Raw genomic sequence first — 15,243 nt, forward strand, 5'->3', positions numbered from 1 at the left:
AATCAGCTTCTCCGCCCACCGCGGTTCCTCCCGGTGGGCGCGTTCGTGGAATCGCTCGACCACTACTCCCGGAGTTCCCCTTGATTTCTGCCACCGGCCTGGAGCTGCGCGCCGGTTCCCGCATCCTGCTCTCGGACGCCACGCTGCGCGTCCAGCCCGGCGACCGGATCGGCCTCGTCGGCCGCAACGGCGCGGGCAAGACGACCACCCTGCGAGTGCTGGCGGGGGAGGGCGAGCCCTACGCGGGCGAGGTGATCCGCCGCGGCGAGCTCGGCTACCTGCCGCAGGACCCGCGCGAAGGCGACCTCACCGTCTCGGCCAAGGACCGGGTGCTGTCCGCGCGCGGCCTGGACCAGCTGCTGCGGGACATGGAGAAGGCCCAGACGGCGATGGCCGAGCTGGCCGACGACCGCCAGCGCGACAAGGCGATCGCCCGCTACGGCCGGCTGGAGGAGCGCTTCGGCGCGCGCGGCGGGTACGCCGCGGAGAGCGAGGCCGGGCGGATCTGCAGCAACCTCGGACTGCCCGACCGGGTGCTCGAGCAGCCGCTGAGCACTCTTTCCGGTGGTCAGCGCCGTCGCGTCGAGCTGGCCCGGATCCTGTTCGCGGCCTCCGAGGCCGGTCCGGGCGGCCGTTCGGCCAGCACGCTGCTGCTCGACGAACCGACCAACCACCTCGACGCCGACTCGATCAACTGGCTGCGCGACTTCCTCAAGGCCCACGACGGCGGGCTGGTGGTGATCAGCCACGACGTGGACCTGCTGGCCGCGGTGGTCAACAAGGTGTGGTTCCTGGACGCGATCCGCGGCGAGGCCGACGTCTACAACATGGACTGGGCCCGCTACCAGGACGCCCGCGCGGCCGACGAGAAGCGCCGCCGCCGCGAGCGCGCCAACGCGGAGAAGAAGGCCTCCACGCTGATGGCGCAGGCCGACAAGATGCGCGCCAAGGCCACCAAGGCGGTCGCCGCGCAGAACATGGCCCGCCGCGCGGAGAAGCTGCTGGCCGAGGCCGAGACCGAGCAGGCCCAGGAGAAGGTCGCCAAGATCCGCTTCCCGGATCCGGCGTCGTGCGGGCGAACCCCGCTGACCGCCGACGGCCTGTCGAAGTCCTACGGTTCGCTGGAGATCTTCAGCGGTGTCGACCTCGCGGTGGACCGCGGTTCGCGGGTCGTCGTGCTCGGCCTCAACGGTGCTGGCAAGACCACCCTGCTGCGCCTGCTGGGCGGCGTCGAGAAGCCCGACTCGGGCGCGGTCGTCCCAGGTCACGGGCTGCGCATCGGCTACTTCGCGCAGGAGCACGAAACGCTGGACCACAACGCCTCGGTTTGGGAGAACATCCGCAGCGCCGCCCCGGACGCCCCGGAGCAGCAGCTGCGCACCCTGCTGGGCGCGTTCCTGTTCCAGGGCGAGCAGCTGCAGCAGCCGGCCGGAACGCTCTCCGGTGGTGAGAAGACGCGGTTGGCGCTGGCCGGACTGGTCTCCAGCGCGGCCAACGTGCTGCTGCTGGACGAGCCGACCAACAACCTCGACCCGGCCAGCCGCGAGCAGGTGCTCGACGCGCTGCGCAGCTTCACCGGCGCGGTCGTCCTGGTCACGCACGACCCGGGTGCGGTGCAGGCGTTGGAACCGGAACGGGTCATCCTGCTGCCCGACGGAACCGAAGACCACTGGTCGGAGGACTACCTGGACCTCGTCCAGCTCGCCTAGCAGGCACGGCCGACCAGAGTCGCACTACTGCGGATGGATTAGTGCTTTCCGGTGATCGCCGGGCGGTCATCTCGGCCATTGGCCGATCTTTTTTCCATGATCGCCTGGCGTTCCCGCCTTTCCTGTTCGATCATTGCGCTGACAGGGGTCGCGAGGCCCGACCTGCTCAGAGGGAAGGCGGGGACACCGTGGCTGAGCTGAAGAAAGGTGCGCGCATCACAGGGAGTGCGCGGGACAAGCTTGCCAGTGACCTGAGGAAGAAGTACGAGAAGGGGGCTAGCATCCGCGCGCTCGCGGAAGCGACCGGCCGGTCGTACGGCTTCGTGCACCGGGTGCTGAGCGAATCAGGTGTGCAGCTGCGCGGTCGTGGGGGCGCGACTCGTTCCAAGAAGAAGTGAGCTCGGCGGCCATCGGCCGCAGGGCCTGTCGGTGATCACCTCGCGCAGGTGATCCGAGCGGCTGACGCCGCTTCCGCGGTGCGCGGACGCAGGCTCTCAGCGAGGAGGTCCGCTTGGCGGAGTCGATGGTGGACGCCGACCTGCTGGATCGTGGCGGTGTGGGGCTCACGATCCGAGGTCGGCGGGCCACGATCACCTTGAACCGCCCGGACGTGCTCAACGCGCAGACACCGCACACCTGGCAGGCGCTCCGGGAGATCGGTCGATGCCTGGACGCGGAGGTCCGGGTCGTGGTGCTGCGCGGCGCCGGCCGGGCGTTCTCGGCCGGGCTGGATCGGCGGCTGTTCACCGCCGCCGAGGTCGACGGGGCGCCGGGGCTGGCCGCGCTGGCCCAGCGCCCCACCGAACAAGCCGACGCCGAGATCGCCGGCTTCCAACAGGGGTTCAGCTGGTTGCGCGAACCCGACCGGGTCACCATCGCGGCAGTCCGGGGGCCCGCGATAGGTGCTGGATTCCAGCTGGCGTTGGCGTGCGACCTCAGAGTGGTCGCCGCCGACGTCAGCTTCCGCATGGCCGAGACCGGACTGGGTCTCGTGCCCGATCTGGGCGGCACGCTGCCGCTGGTCAGAACCGTCGGATACGCGCGGGCGGTGGAGATCTGCCTGACCGGGCGCGAAGTGCGCGCCGAGGAGGCGCTGCGGCTCGGACTGGTCAACTCGGTGGTCGAACCGGACCGGCTCGACGCGGCGGTCGACGAACTGGCCGCAGCCGTCGAGCAACCGCCGCTCGGCGCGGTGCGCGAAACGCTGGCGCTGCTGGTGCAGGCCGACGAAGCGGTCGACCCCGAACAACAGCTGGCAGCGGAGCGAGCCGCCCAACTCCGCCGCATCGCGGAAATCGCCGCGCAGTCCGACTGATTCTCAGAACTCGTCTTCGATCCTGGTTTGTGCTCTTTTGCTTGTATTCGCCGCCAGGCGAATAGCCCACTCTCGCTACCCGCGCCCCGCAAAAGGGGTTCAAGGACAGGGCTTGGTTTTTCAGAGCAGGCCTGGGACTCGTTTGCCGTAGTGCTCGAGGTTCGCGGCGTTGGCTTCGTCGCCGCCCACCGTGTTCGAGCTGCGCCAGACCGGGAGGTCGACGCCTTCGGTCGCAGCCTGGTCGAACAGCTCGACCAGCAGCAAGTTCCACAGGAACGCGTTGGCCATCGATGACAGCGGGGCCGTCACCGGGGCGTCGGCCGGGTAGCTGGCGTCGCCGCCCGGCACCAGGGTGTCCAGCACGATCTCGGCCTCTTCGGCCAGCGTGGTCCCGGCGCGCTTGGGGGCTTCGGCGCTCGCCGTCGGCGAGGTGATCGCGATGACCGGCGATCCCGCCGTTCGGGCGATTCGGGCCAGTTCCACCGGATAGGGGTTCACCCCGGAGTTGGAGAACACCACCAGCGCGTCCACTCCGCCCTGGAACCCGGCCCCGGTGAGGATCTCCTCGGCCAGGCCGGTGCGCCGTTCGGTCCGGGTGCTGGGCACCGCGCCGTGCAGCGGCAGCAGGTCGTGGTGGTAGAGCGGCCGGACCGCGGAAAGACCGCCCGCCCGGTAGAAGGTCTCCATCACCCCGGCCAGCGAGTGGCCCGCCCCGGCCGTGCACACCAGGCCGTCCGCGCGGATCGCGGTGAGCAGCCGCTCGGCTGCGGTGCGCAGGTTCTCGGCGTTGTGCGCGCCGATCTTCCGCAGGTGTTCGAGCATGTGCGCGGCGTGGCCGGGCGCGGTTTCCGACATTCGGGGCTCCTGTGGGAGAGCGGAACGGACGTAAGGTCTATACCAATTTGATGACGCGGCGGTCAAGGACCGCTTCCACCACTGGTGTGGTGCGCGGGTAGGGTGTTGATCAGCGACCGAGATCGAGGGGATGCATGCCGCAGCGAGGCAACCGCAGAGAACTGCTCGCCGACGCCGCAATCGAGGTGCTGGCGCGCGAGGGAGGTCGTGGGCTGACCCACCGCGCGATCGATCGCGAGGCGGAAGTTCCCGAGGGCACCACGAAGAACTACTTCCCGACGCGCAGCGCGCTGTTCCTGGCCGTCGCGCGCTACCTGGCCGCTCAGCACACCGCCGCGCTCGAGGCGCTGTGCAGCGAGATTCCCGCCGACGTCAGCTCCGAGGACATCACCGCGCTGTACGCGGCGATGCTGCGCCGGATGGCCACCAGCGCGCGATCGCAGTTCCTGGCGCTGTTCGAGCTGCACCTGGAAGCCGTTCGGAACCCCGAGGTGAGCACCGCGCTGAGTGCGATCACCCAGGCCAATGTCGACACCGCCGTGCAACTGCACAGCGCGGTGGGGCGGCGGATCAGCCGGCGCGGCGCCGGGTTGCTCGACGCCGGGATGCTCGGCGTGGCGCTGTCGATGCTCAGCCTTCCCGAGGACCTGGTCTCCGAGCTCGGACTGGACGACGCCGACGTGGTGGCGCGGGCGTTATTGGCGCTCGGTTCGCCGCAGGGCGGACCGGCGATCGGGGTGCTGCGGGGCGCTGCCGGCTGAGCCGGTGGCGCTTCGAGGCCGCGCGGCGACGCACGGTAGCCTTCTGGGGGACGAGATCTGGGCAGGGGCGTCCTGGGGGTCGCCCACGATCGAAGTGGATGCAGGGAACGCATGTCGAATCCAGCACAAGTCGAGCCCGGCCCGCTAGGAGAACCGCCCGCGGTGGTGTTCGCCCGCCTCGCCGACGTCCCGGTCGACGCCCTGGACAAGCTGATCGAGGCGACCCACGAGGTCTACGACGACCTGAACAAGGTGCTCGGCCATCCCTACTGGGGTGATCTGGTGTACCACCAGGGCGCGGCCATGAAGGCGTTGAAGGAAGCGCGGATCTGCATGGAGGGGCTGCGCGCCGAGGCCGTCGGCGCGCGCAACACCGAACTGGGCGTCACCGTCACCACCGCGGTCGTCGACGGCGAACGGCACTACGCGCAGACCGAGGACGACAAGGCCGAGCTGGTGGACAAGGTGCTGCGCCCGCAGCAGCCGGGTGCCAGCCACCTCTACGTCTGGGACCGGCCGCACCAGGATCCCGAGGCGCCCGGCCCGTACCTGCAGGTGCGGATCGTCACCGACGTCGAGGACGAAGTCGGCGTCCTGAACTTCACCGAGGAGAGCGAGGACGGCGAAATGACGTCCTGGCACACCCTCAACCCGGCGCCTTCGCCGGAAGCCCCCGCACTGCCCTTCGACGCGGGGAGCACGCTGAAGTTCCCGCGCAACGCGGTGCTGCCCTTCCGCGAACTCCGCGCTGCGCTGGACGAATTCACCCGAACTGGGCAGCAGCCGGAGGCCGTGCAGTGGCAGCCCGCGCGCTGGGGCGACCTGTAGCTCAGCCGTAGATCCCCTGGACCGCTCGGCCGGCGATGGTCGTGACGATCTTGAACGCCTTCATCGCCTCGGTCATGCTCGGCGCGTCGAAGCCGACTCGTCGCACGTCCAGCTGATCCACGGTCGGGATCACCGCGGCGGCGGCCGCCAGGTGCGCGGCGTCGAACTCCACCTCTACGCGGTGCGGTCGCACGTCGCCGTCGGTGCGCCCGGCCTGGCGCATGCCCTCGGTCGCCGCGGTGCGGATGTCGGCCGCGGTGCGGGCCGGTGGGCGGCAGATCGCGGCGTAGCGGCTGACGCACTCCTTGATCACCACGCGGTGCGCCGACGGTGCGTAGTCGGCGGCTTCGGCGCAGGCCCGGTCGTCGCCGGTGACCAGCAGGACGGGGACTCCGTGCTCGGCGGCCAGTGCAGCGTTCAGCCCGCCTTCGCCCGCCGGGCGGCCGTCGAGCCAGACGCCGGTGATCGAGTTCTCCAGGTAGGTGTGCGACAGCACGCCCTCCTCGCCCGCCCGCGCGTGGTAGCCGAGGAACACCACACCGTCCACATCGGACTCGATGCCCTGCATCATGGACAGCGGCTTGTGCCGCCCGGTCAGCAGCACCGCGCGCTCGTCGAGGTCCTCCAGCAGCAGGTTGCGCTGCGAGGAGTGCGCTTCGTTGACCAGCACGTCCGTCGCGCCCGCGGCGCACAGGCCTTCGACGCAGGCGTTGACGTCGCCGGTGAACAACCTCCGGAAGCGCTGCCACTGCTCGGTTCCGGGCACCACGTCATCGGTCCAGGTGACTCCGGTGACGCCTTCCATGTCAGCTGAGAGCAAGATCCGCACGACGGCCAATCTAGGCGCGTTGTCCAGGCTTTCGGGGTGTGGCGCGCCGATCGGGTAACGGTTCGGTTCCGCTCGGTGACGCCGGGTGGCGACAACTCGTGGTTAACCATTGACGAACAGTGTCCGAAGGTGGTTCCTTTCTCTCACTCGCCGCGAAGGAGGGGGTCACAAGTGGGCAGACGACTCGTCGCGCTCTGGGCCGTGCTGCTGGTGGGCTTGCTGGCGCCGGTGCCCGCGTCGGCACAGGACGCGAAGCCGCAGGGCGCCACGCTGCGCATCGGGCTGCAGCAGCAGATCGATTCGCTCAACCCGTTCCTGGGCTACACGCTCGCCGCCACCGACATCTTCCGGGCCATCTACCCGACGCTGACCACCTACAGCGCCGACGACTTCTCCGTGCAGCCGGAGCTGGCCGAGAAGTGGGAGACCTCGCCGGACAAGCTCACCTGGACCTTCCACATCCGGCCCGGCGTCAAGTGGTCCGACGGCCAACCGGTGACCGCGCGCGACGCCGCCTACACCTACAACCGGATGATGACCGATCCGGCCGCCAGCACCGCAAACGGCAACTTCGTGGAGAACTTCGACACCGTCACCGCACCGGACGACGGCACGCTGGTGATCCGCACCAAGACGCCGCAGGCGACGATGCTGGCCATCGACGCGCCGATCGTGCCCGAACACGTGTGGTCCAAGGTCACCAACGTCGAGGAGTTCACCAACGACCAGATGCCGGTGGTCGGCAGCGGACCGTTCGTGCTCACCGGCTACCGCACCGAGCAGGACGTCACGCTGACCGCCAACCCGGACTTCTGGCGCGGTGCGCCGAAGGTCGCCGAACTGCAGTTCATCCAGTTCAAGAACAGCGACGCCGCGGTGCAGGCGCTGCGCAAGGGCGACGTCGACCTGGTGCAGAAGCTGACCCCCGCGCAGTTCGACGCGCTGGCCGGCGAGTCCGACATCAAGCAGGTCAAGGGCCAGGGCCGGCGCTTCTTCGAGCTGATCCTCAACCCCGGCGCCAGCAACAGCAACAACGAGCCGATCGGCACCGGGCACCCGGCGCTGAAGGACGTGCGGGTGCGGCAGGCCATCGACCACGCGATCGACCGGCAGGCGCTGGTCGACCGGGTGATGGGCGGCTACGCCGACGTCGGCGGCGGTTACCTGCCGCCGATCTTCAGCGACTACCGCTGGAATCCGCCGCAGCCGCGCGGGTTCGACCTGGCCGAGGCCAACCGGATGCTCGACGAGGCCGGCTACCAGCGCGGCCCGGACGGCGTCCGGCGCACCCCGCAGGGCGAACCGCTCGACTTCGACTTCGTGCTGCACGGCAGCCGTTCGGAGGACAACCAGGTCGGTGAGTTCGTCAAGCGGTGGCTGGACGAGCTGGGCATCCGCGTGGAGCTGCAACCGGTTTCGGACAACCAGCTCAACGACCGCACCACCGCCGGTGACTTCGACATGGTGATCAGCGGCTGGTCGGCCAACCCCGACCCGGACTACGTGCTGCGGCTGCAGACCTGCGGCGCGCGGCCCAGCCCCGACGGCGGCGGGAACACCGACACCTTCCTGTGCGACAAGCAGTACGACGAGCTCTACAACCGGCAGCTCGGCGAGTTCGACAAGGCCGCGCGCGTCGACCTGGTCAACCAGGCGCAGGCCCGGTTCTACGACCAGGCGGCCGGGCTGATCCTCTTCTACCAGAACTCGCTGGAGGCCTACCGCACCGACCGCTACGCCGGTTTCACCCTGCAGCCCAAGGACAACGGGGTCATCGTGGCGCAGCAGGGCTACTGGGGTTACCTCGGCGCGGAGCCCACCGAGGAGGCGATCAGCGGGTCCTCGGGCACCGACTACAGCACCGTCGCGTGGGTGCTCGGCGGGGCCGTGGTGCTGGTCGGCGTCGTGGTGGCGCTGGTGATCGTCCGCCGCCGGGCGACCGCCGACACCAGGGAGTGAACCGTGTCCGATCTGCTTGCCACCGTTCCGGAACAGGACTCGCCCAGCGGCGGCCGCCGCCGGTTCGCCCGCTACCTGGGCGGCAAGGTCGGCGGCGGCCTGGTGAGCCTGTTCCTGGTGGCGGTGCTGGGTTTCTTCCTGTTCCGGGTGATCCCGGGCGACCCGGTGCGCACCATGACGCGCGGGGCACCGGTCAGCGAGCAGCAGATCCAGGTGCTGCGCGAGCGGTTCGGCCTGGACCAGCCGCTGTGGAAGCAGTTCCTGGACTTCATCGGCAACCTGCTGCGCGGTGACCTCGGCACCTCCTACACCTACAGCCGCCCGGTCGGGGACCTGATCGTCGAGCGGATCGGCCCCACCGTGCTGCTGGTGGGCACCGCGACGGCGCTCGCGGTGGTGCTGGGGCTGTGGATGGGTTCCCGCGCGGCGTGGCGGCACGGCGGCGCGTTCGACAAGACCTCGACGTCGGTGGCGCTGACGCTGTGGTCGGTGCCGACGTTCTGGCTCGGGCTGATCGTGCTGATGGCCTTCGGCGTCGGGGTCGGTCCGATCCCGGGGCTGTTCCCGGTCGGCGGGATCTCCTCCCCGGACACCCCGCCCGAGTTCCTGCCGCAGCTGCTCGACGTGGCGCACCACCTGGTGCTGCCGTCGCTGACCATGGTCGCGGTGATCTACGCCGAGTACCTGATGGTGATGCGGTCGTCGCTGCTGGAGGAGATGGGCGAGGACTACCTGACCACTGCCCGCGCCAAGGGGCTCCGAGAGGACCTGGTGCGCCGCAGGCACGCCGTGCCCAACGCGATGCTGCCGACGGTCACGCTGATCTTCCTGCGGCTGGGGCTGGTGGTCGGCGGGGCGATCACGGTGGAGACGGTGTTCTCCTGGCCCGGTCTGGGGCTGCTGACCTTCGAGGCGCTGCGGGTGCCGGATCTGCCGCTGCTGCAAGGGATCTTCATCGTGCTGGCGGGGAGCGTGGTGGTGATGAACGTGCTGGCCGAGCTGCTCTACCGGGTGCTGGACCCGAGGGTGCGGGAATCATGACCGCCACCGCCAACCAGATCGTCCGGGCCCGGCGCCGAGCGCGGCTGGGTGAGGCGTGGCGGGTGTTCCGCGCCGACCGGGCCGGGCTGTTCGGGCTCGTGGTGCTGGTCGTCGCCGCCCTGATGGCGGTGCTCGCGCCGCTGCTCACCGACGCCTCCGGACTCGACGTCACGCGGGTGAGCGGGGAGCCGTTGCAGGCGCCCAGCGGCGATTACTGGCTCGGCACCGATGAATCCGGTCGTTCCGTGCTGCTGCTGACCTGGTGGGGCGCGCGGGTGTCGCTGGTGGTCGGGCTCGCGGCGGCGCTGCTGTCGGTGCTGATCGGTGCGCTGGTCGGGGTCCTCGCGGCGCACTTCGGCGGGTGGACCTCGCGAATCCTGCTGCGGTTCACCGACTTCTTCCTGGTGCTGCCCGCCCTGGTGCTGGCGATCGCGCTGTCCACGGTGCTCGAGCGCGGGTTGTGGACGATCGTGCTGGCGATCGGGGTGACGTCCTGGCCGCCGACGGCGCGCATGGTGCGGGCCCAGACGCTGACGATCGAAACCCGCCCGTACATCGAGCGGGCGCGGGCTCTGGGCGCCGGGCACGGGCACATCATCGGTCGGCACGTGCTGCCTGCCGTGCTGCCGCTGGTGTTCGCCAACACGACGCTGGCGGTGGCCAGCTCGATCATCGCCGAGTCCACGCTGTCGTTCCTGGGGCTCGGCGACCCGAGCCTGGTGTCGTGGGGCTCGATGCTGAAGTCGGCGATGGACACCGGCGCGGTCACCGGCGGCGCCTGGTGGTACCTCCTGCCGCCCGGTGTGGGGATCGTGGTGGTGGTGCTCGCCTTCACGCTGTGCGGGCGGGCGTTGGAGACGGTGTTCAACCCGAGGCTGCGGGGGCGGCGGTGAGTCCGATTCTGCAACTGCGCGACGTGTCGGTGACCTACCCGGGAGCGGGCGAAGCCGCCGTGCGGGGCGTGAGCCTGAGCCTCGGTGAAGGCGAAACCCTCGGTCTGGCGGGCGAATCCGGCTGCGGGAAGACGAGCCTGGCGATGTCGGTGCTGCGGCTGCTGCCGAGCTCGGCGCGCGTCGAGGGGCAGATCCTGCTGGACGGCGAGGACGTGCGCGCGATGACCTTCGGGCAGCTGCGCGCGGTGCGCTGGGCGGATGCCTCGGTGGTGTTCCAGGGCGCGATGCACGCGCTGAACCCGGTGCACACGATCGGCGACCAGATCGCCGAGCCGATCAAGCTGCACGGCAGCGCGGAGGACCCGCAGGCGCGGGTCGCGGAGCTGCTGGCGCAGGTGGAGCTGCCCGCGGACCGGGCGAACGCCTACCCGCACGAGCTCTCCGGTGGGCAGAAGCAGCGGGTCATGATCGCGATGGCGCTGGCGTGCGAGCCGCGGCTGGTGATCGCCGACGAGCCCACCACCGCGCTGGACGTCGTGGTGCAGGCGCAGATCCTGGAGCTGATGCGGCGCCTGGTCGCCGAACGCGGCATCGCGCTGGTGATGATCAGCCACGACCTGTCGGTGCTGTCGGCCAGCTGCTCCCAGCTCGCGGTGATGTACCAGGGGCGCGTGGTGGAGCACGGCCCGTCCCGGCAGGTGATGACGAGGCCGCAGCACGAGCACAGCAAGGCGCTGGCCGACGCGTTCCCGACCGTCGGTGATCCGGACTTCCGGCTGACCGAGAGCGCGTCGCGCGGGTCCGCGCTGCTGGAAGCCGAGGGCGTCGAGGTCGACTTCACGGGCCGGTCGGGACGCGTCGTGCACGCCGTGCGCGGGGTGGACCTGGCGGTGGAGGAGAAGGAGATCGTCGCGCTGGTCGGGCAGTCCGGCTCCGGCAAGACGACGCTCGCGCGGACCCTGCTGGGCTTGCAGCAGCCGACCGGGGGAGCGGTGCGCTACGACGGGGTGCCGCTGCCGACCAGCACCTCGGGACTGCGCGACTACCGCAGGCAGGTGCAGCTGGTGCTGCAGGATCCGACGGGGGCGCTCAACCCGCGGCACACCGTGTACGAGGCGGTGGCCGAAGGTCTGCGCATCCACGGGATCGCCGACGACGAGCGCGGTCGGGTGGCCGCGGCGTTGGAGGCGGCTGAGCTGCGTCCGGCGGAGAAGTTCTTCGGCCGGCTGCCGCAGGAGCTCTCGGGTGGTCAGCGGCAGCGCGTGGTGATCGCGGGCGCGCTGGTGCTGGAGCCGAAGGTGCTGATCGCCGACGAGCCGGTGGCCTCGCTGGACGCGACCGTGCGCGGGGAGATCCTGTCGCTGCTGCTGCGCCTGCGGGTGGAGCGGGACCTGTCGACGCTGGTGATCACCCACGACCTCGGCCTGGCGTGGAACATCGCGGACCGGGTGGCGGTGATGTACCAGGGCGAGCTGGTCGAGGTCGGCCCGGTCGAGCAGGTCCTCCTCGACCCCCAGCACGACTACACCAAGACCCTCCTGGCCGCGGTGCCCTCCGTCGAACGCCGCGTGGCGTAGGGCCTGCAGGAGGTCCGGTTTCCGCTGGTCAGGTCCCGTGAGTACTTTCTGGTGCCATAGCCCCACAAAGTGCTCACGGGGCCTGACCAGGTGCTGCTGAGGTCAATCCAGGCTTTCCACCACTGCTGGGTGGCCTGGGCGGTCGGCTTTGACGACGTAGTCCGCGAGGTGTTCCGGGGCGACTTCGCCGGTGTAGCGGTGGAAGGCCAGGAGGGTCCAGCGGTCCGGTTCCGGGGTTCGGCGGTGGAGGGCCGCTTCCGGGAGCCAGAGGTGGACGGTGAAGTCGAAGGGCAGGCCCGCGCCGAGCAGGAGCGGTCCGTCCACAATGGCCACTGCTCGGTCCGGGAGCTGGACGCGGGGCAGGCGCGGGGAGCGGTCCGCCTCGGCGTCCCAGAGCGCGGGGAGGACTCGGCCGTTCCCGCTGTCGGACAACGGATCCAGCACTTCCCGGGTCAGGCCGCGCAGGTCGTACCAGCTCTCGTAGTACGAGTCCGGGTCGTGGTGGCCGTGCTCCAGGCGCAGCGACGCCGGGCGGAGGTAGTCCGCCATGCGCACCCGGACCACTTCGCGGCCCCGGGTGCGCAGCGGCTCGACCAGGGCGTCGGCGAGGTCGCCGGTGCCGGCGGCCGGGGCGCCGTCCACCGCGATCCGCGCCCAGCGGCGGGGGAGCGCGTCGATGCGGTCGACCACTTCCGCCGCCAGCAGCTCGGGCGTCACGGGTCGAACTCGCACGTGCACTCCTCCTGTCCAGCCGCTGACGCTATCAACTACGCAGCTGCGGCCAGGAATTCCCGCAGGTGCGCCAGGACCTGCTCGGGGCGCTCCTCGGGCAGGAAGTGCCCGCAGTCGGCGATCTCGGCGCAGGTCGGGTTCTCCGCGTAGTCGCGCCAGATCTCGCGCATCGGCAGCTTCGCGGGCAGACCCGCCGATCCCCACAGCGCCAGCACCGGCATGGTCAGCTTGCGGCCCGCGTCGGCGTTGTCGTGCTCGTCGTCGAGCGGGGCGGCGCGGTAGTCGTCGAACCCGGCGCGCAGCGCTCCCGGTGCGGAGAACGCGCGCACGTACTCGTCGATCGCCGCGGGCTCCAGACCGTGCCGGTTCACCGTCCAGCGCTCGAAGAAGTAGCCGAGGTAGCCCGCGATGTCGTTGCCGGCCAGGCGTTCCGGCAGGTCGGGCTGCAGGTGGAAGAACCAGTGCCAGTACGCCGTCGCGGCTTCGGCGTTCACCCGCCGCCACATCTCGCGGGTCGGCACGATGTCCAGCACCGCCAACCGGTCGACCTGGTCCGGCCGGTCCAGGCCCCAGCGGTGCGCCACCCGCGCGCCGCGGTCGTGGCCGACGACGCTGACCGACTCGAAGCCCAGCGCCGACACCAGCTCGGCCATGTCGGTGGCCATCGTGCGCTTGTCGTAGCCGTCGCGCGGCTTGTCGGTAAGGCCGTATCCGCGCAGGTCGGGTGCGATCACGGTGTGCGTGCGGGCCAGCTCCGGGATCACCTTGCGCCAGCAGTGGCTGGTCTGCGGCCAGCCGTGCAGCAGCACCAGGCCCGGCCCGCTGCCCGCGCTCGTGTAGTGCACACGTAGGCCGTTGACCAGGGCAACTCCGTCGGAGGGCATCGATCGACTCCATTTCTAACTGCCTAAGGGGGTTAGAATTAGGATGCTAGATCGACGACGGCGGGAGGGGCAAGGGTGAGCGACTGGATCTGGGACGGCGGGCGGCTCTGCCTCGACCTGGTCAACACGCTGCGCGACCGCTACCGCGAAGGCCGGGAACTGCTGGTGGCACCGGACCTGCTGGCCGAATGGCTGCGCGAAGTCGGCCTCGGCACGTCCGCTCCGACGGACGAGCACGTGTCGACCGCGCGGGAGCTCCGCGAGGCGATCGATCGCGCCGTGCACGCCCGCGCCCAGGGTTCGCCCATCGCGGCACCCGATGTGGAGCTGATCAACGAGGTCGCCCGAGGTGAGAACCCCGCGATCCAGCTGCGCGTGAGCTCGGACGGATCAGTGGCGGCATTCCGCCCCGCCCCGCAGGATCCGGTGAGCGCGGCGCTGGCGGCGGTGGCCGTCGACGCGATCGAACTGCTCGCGGCGGAGCCGTTCCCCCGAGTCGCGGTCTGCGCGTACCACCGCTGCGGACTCCGCTTCCTGGACACCTCCCCGGCGCGAAACCGCCAGTGGTGCTCGATGGCGCGCTGCGGAAACCGGGCGAAAGCCCGCCAGCATTACGCCCGCCGAACCGGCTCCTGAGCCTCCTGGCTCCCGCGATCCGCAAATTCCATTGAAATCGGACGTCTGATTTCCATTGAATTTGCGTTCCTGGGACCGGGGGGTCAGAGGAGGGCTGGTTGGAGGATGGAGAGGCGTTGGGCGTCGGTGTCCAGTTCGGCTGCGACTCCGAGCGGGATGGTGCGCTGCGCGACGCAGTGGCCGAAGCCGAGCTCCCACAGGATGGGCACGCCCAGGCCGCCCAGCAGGTCCGACATCACCGCGCGGACCTCCTCCAGCGGGCCGCACTCGGTCCACGAGCCGAGTGCGATGCCCGCGGCGTGGTCGAACCAGCCCGCGCGCAGCAGCTGGGTGACGAACCTGTCCAGCTGGTAGGGCTTCTCGGTGATGTCCTCCAGCATCGCGATGCCGCGTTCCGGCGGGGTCGGCGCGTCAGGGGCGCCGAGCGAACCCGCGACGATGCTGAGGTTGCCGCCGTACGTCGTGCCGCGGGCGCGTCCGCGCACCAGGGCGTCCGCGGTGGAGCGGGTCAGGATGGTGACCGACTCGGGCTGGAACAGGGTGCGGCGCAAGTGCTCCCGCGCCGCGGGGTCCTCGGTGAACGCCTGCGTGGCGACCATCGGCCCGAACACCGTGACCAGGCCGAGCTGGGTGGCGACGGCGTCGTGCAGCGCGGTGATGTCGCTGGAGCCGGTGAACACCTTCGGTCCGGCCGCGGTCATCGCCGTCCAGTCCAGGTGGTCCAGGACCCGCATGCTGCCGTAGCCGCCGCGCGCGCAGAACACCGCGGTCACGTCCGGATCGCACCACGCGTCCTGCAGGTCGGCGGCCCGGTCGGCGTCGTTGCCCGCCAGGTGCGGCAGTCGCGGGTGGCGGTCTAGGACGTGCTTGCCGACGCGCGGCTCCAAGCCCCAGGCGCGCAGGTGGGCGAGCCCGCTTTCGAGCAGCTCCTCGGGCACCGGGCCAGCTGGGGCGACGACCGCCACCGCATCACCGGCGCGCAACCTCGGCGGGCGACGTAGTTCGCGCATGCTCATCGGCCTGCTCCATCCCGCGATCTTGACAACCGGCGGTGAGAGTATCGGTACCGGGCGCGGCGCGCTGCAGTTCGCCAACGGCGAACACGGGTGAAACAGGTGGTCGGCGGGCGGGTTCTGCGGGTAGACCGGCACCTGGTGCGGCGGTGTCGAACAAAACGGGGGCCACTCGCGCACCGCGTGCGCTCGGTGGCCTAGTGTCGGAGGG

General features: G+C 70.6%; 15 protein-coding genes. 10 read left to right on the plus strand and 5 right to left on the minus strand.

Annotated elements, in window-relative coordinates; genetic code table 11:
• Positions 1-80 precede the first annotated feature (80 nt).
• The 3 genes from OU415_RS21020 to OU415_RS21030 all read left to right on the plus strand — a co-directional run bounded on the left by OU415_RS21020 (position 81) and on the right by OU415_RS21030 (position 3,024).
• Positions 81-1,709, plus strand: coding sequence for an ABC-F family ATP-binding cassette domain-containing protein (locus OU415_RS21020; protein ID WP_270950634.1), 1,629 nt, complete (start codon positions 81-83; stop codon positions 1,707-1,709).
• 188 nt (positions 1,710-1,897) lie between these two features.
• Positions 1,898-2,107: a helix-turn-helix domain-containing protein gene (locus OU415_RS21025; protein ID WP_010310662.1), complete on the plus strand. Its 210-nt coding sequence runs from the start codon at positions 1,898-1,900 to the stop codon at positions 2,105-2,107.
• A gap of 113 nt (positions 2,108-2,220) precedes the next feature.
• Positions 2,221-3,024, plus strand: a complete 804-nt coding sequence (locus OU415_RS21030; RefSeq protein WP_333778341.1) for an enoyl-CoA hydratase/isomerase family protein — start codon at positions 2,221-2,223, stop codon at positions 3,022-3,024.
• Positions 3,025-3,144: 120 nt separating this feature from the next.
• On the opposite strand, the gene OU415_RS21035 is transcribed toward OU415_RS21030, so the two are convergent.
• A complete protein-coding gene (locus tag OU415_RS21035; RefSeq protein WP_408641880.1) occupies positions 3,145-3,879 on the minus strand; it encodes a sugar isomerase domain-containing protein in 735 nt (244 codons plus the stop codon).
• A gap of 134 nt (positions 3,880-4,013) precedes the next feature.
• Here OU415_RS21035 and OU415_RS21040 point away from each other — a divergent pair, with 134 nt between their 5' ends.
• Positions 4,014-4,640 carry a TetR/AcrR family transcriptional regulator gene (locus OU415_RS21040; RefSeq protein WP_270950635.1) on the plus strand — a complete coding sequence of 209 codons (627 nt, stop codon included), beginning with the start codon at positions 4,014-4,016 and terminating at the stop codon, positions 4,638-4,640.
• Positions 4,641-4,751: 111 nt separating this feature from the next.
• A complete protein-coding gene (locus OU415_RS21045; protein WP_270950636.1) occupies positions 4,752-5,468 on the plus strand; it encodes an Imm1 family immunity protein in 717 nt (238 codons plus the stop codon).
• Between the two features lies 1 nt (position 5,469).
• Here the strand turns inward: OU415_RS21045 and OU415_RS21050 are convergent, their stop codons facing one another.
• A complete protein-coding gene (locus OU415_RS21050; RefSeq protein WP_270950637.1) occupies positions 5,470-6,297 on the minus strand; it encodes a M55 family metallopeptidase in 828 nt (275 codons plus the stop codon).
• Positions 6,298-6,468: 171 nt separating this feature from the next.
• Between OU415_RS21050 and OU415_RS21055 the strand changes: the two genes are divergently transcribed.
• The 4 genes from OU415_RS21055 to OU415_RS21070 are packed head-to-tail and all read left to right on the plus strand — an operon-like array spanning position 6,469 to position 11,767.
• Entirely contained in the window at positions 6,469-8,256 is a 1,788-nt protein-coding gene (locus tag OU415_RS21055) for an ABC transporter substrate-binding protein (protein ID WP_270950638.1), read from the plus strand.
• Positions 8,257-8,259: 3 nt separating this feature from the next.
• Positions 8,260-9,297, plus strand: coding sequence for an ABC transporter permease (locus OU415_RS21060; RefSeq protein ID WP_408641881.1), 1,038 nt, complete (start codon positions 8,260-8,262; stop codon positions 9,295-9,297).
• A complete protein-coding gene (locus tag OU415_RS21065) occupies positions 9,294-10,190 on the plus strand; it encodes an ABC transporter permease (protein WP_270950639.1) in 897 nt (298 codons plus the stop codon). The genes OU415_RS21060 and OU415_RS21065 overlap by 4 nt, the downstream gene beginning before the upstream one ends.
• Complete coding sequence (locus tag OU415_RS21070; RefSeq protein ID WP_270950640.1) at positions 10,187-11,767, plus strand: dipeptide ABC transporter ATP-binding protein; 1,581 nt, start codon at positions 10,187-10,189, stop codon at positions 11,765-11,767. Before OU415_RS21065 ends, OU415_RS21070 begins: the two co-directional genes overlap by 4 nt.
• Before the next feature lie 102 nt (positions 11,768-11,869).
• On the opposite strand, the gene OU415_RS21075 is transcribed toward OU415_RS21070, so the two are convergent.
• Complete coding sequence (locus tag OU415_RS21075; protein WP_270950641.1) at positions 11,870-12,499, minus strand: nucleoside/nucleotide kinase family protein; 630 nt, start codon at positions 12,497-12,499, stop codon at positions 11,870-11,872.
• A gap of 35 nt (positions 12,500-12,534) precedes the next feature.
• The gene (locus OU415_RS21080; protein WP_270950642.1) at positions 12,535-13,383 is read right to left on the minus strand and encodes an alpha/beta fold hydrolase; all 849 of its coding nucleotides are present in this window, start codon (positions 13,381-13,383) and stop codon (positions 12,535-12,537) included.
• A gap of 75 nt (positions 13,384-13,458) precedes the next feature.
• Between OU415_RS21080 and OU415_RS21085 the strand changes: the two genes are divergently transcribed.
• Positions 13,459-14,019, plus strand: coding sequence for a CGNR zinc finger domain-containing protein (locus tag OU415_RS21085; RefSeq protein ID WP_270950643.1), 561 nt, complete (start codon positions 13,459-13,461; stop codon positions 14,017-14,019).
• Positions 14,020-14,102: 83 nt separating this feature from the next.
• Here OU415_RS21085 and OU415_RS21090 read toward each other — a convergent pair whose 3' ends face one another.
• On the minus strand, positions 14,103-15,035 hold the full coding sequence (locus tag OU415_RS21090; protein WP_270950644.1) for a S66 peptidase family protein: 933 nt from the start codon (positions 15,033-15,035) through the stop codon (positions 14,103-14,105).
• Positions 15,036-15,243: the final 208 nt, after the last annotated feature.

Source organism: Saccharopolyspora oryzae (genome assembly GCF_027853915.1).
GTDB classification, from domain to species: domain Bacteria; phylum Actinomycetota; class Actinomycetes; order Mycobacteriales; family Pseudonocardiaceae; genus Saccharopolyspora; species Saccharopolyspora oryzae.

Coding starts and splice junctions, on each gene's coding strand:
- OU415_RS21035 (WP_408641880.1), bottom strand. CDS start 3,879: ATGTCGGAAACCGCGCCCGGCCACGCCGCGCACATGCTCGAACACCTG.
- OU415_RS21040 (WP_270950635.1), top strand. CDS start 4,014: ATGCCGCAGCGAGGCAACCGCAGAGAACTGCTCGCCGACGCCGCAATC.
- OU415_RS21045 (WP_270950636.1), top strand. CDS start 4,752: ATGTCGAATCCAGCACAAGTCGAGCCCGGCCCGCTAGGAGAACCGCCC.
- OU415_RS21065 (WP_270950639.1), top strand. CDS start 9,294: ATGACCGCCACCGCCAACCAGATCGTCCGGGCCCGGCGCCGAGCGCGG.
- OU415_RS21080 (WP_270950642.1), bottom strand. CDS start 13,383: ATGCCCTCCGACGGAGTTGCCCTGGTCAACGGCCTACGTGTGCACTAC.
- OU415_RS21090 (WP_270950644.1), bottom strand. CDS start 15,035: ATGAGCATGCGCGAACTACGTCGCCCGCCGAGGTTGCGCGCCGGTGAT.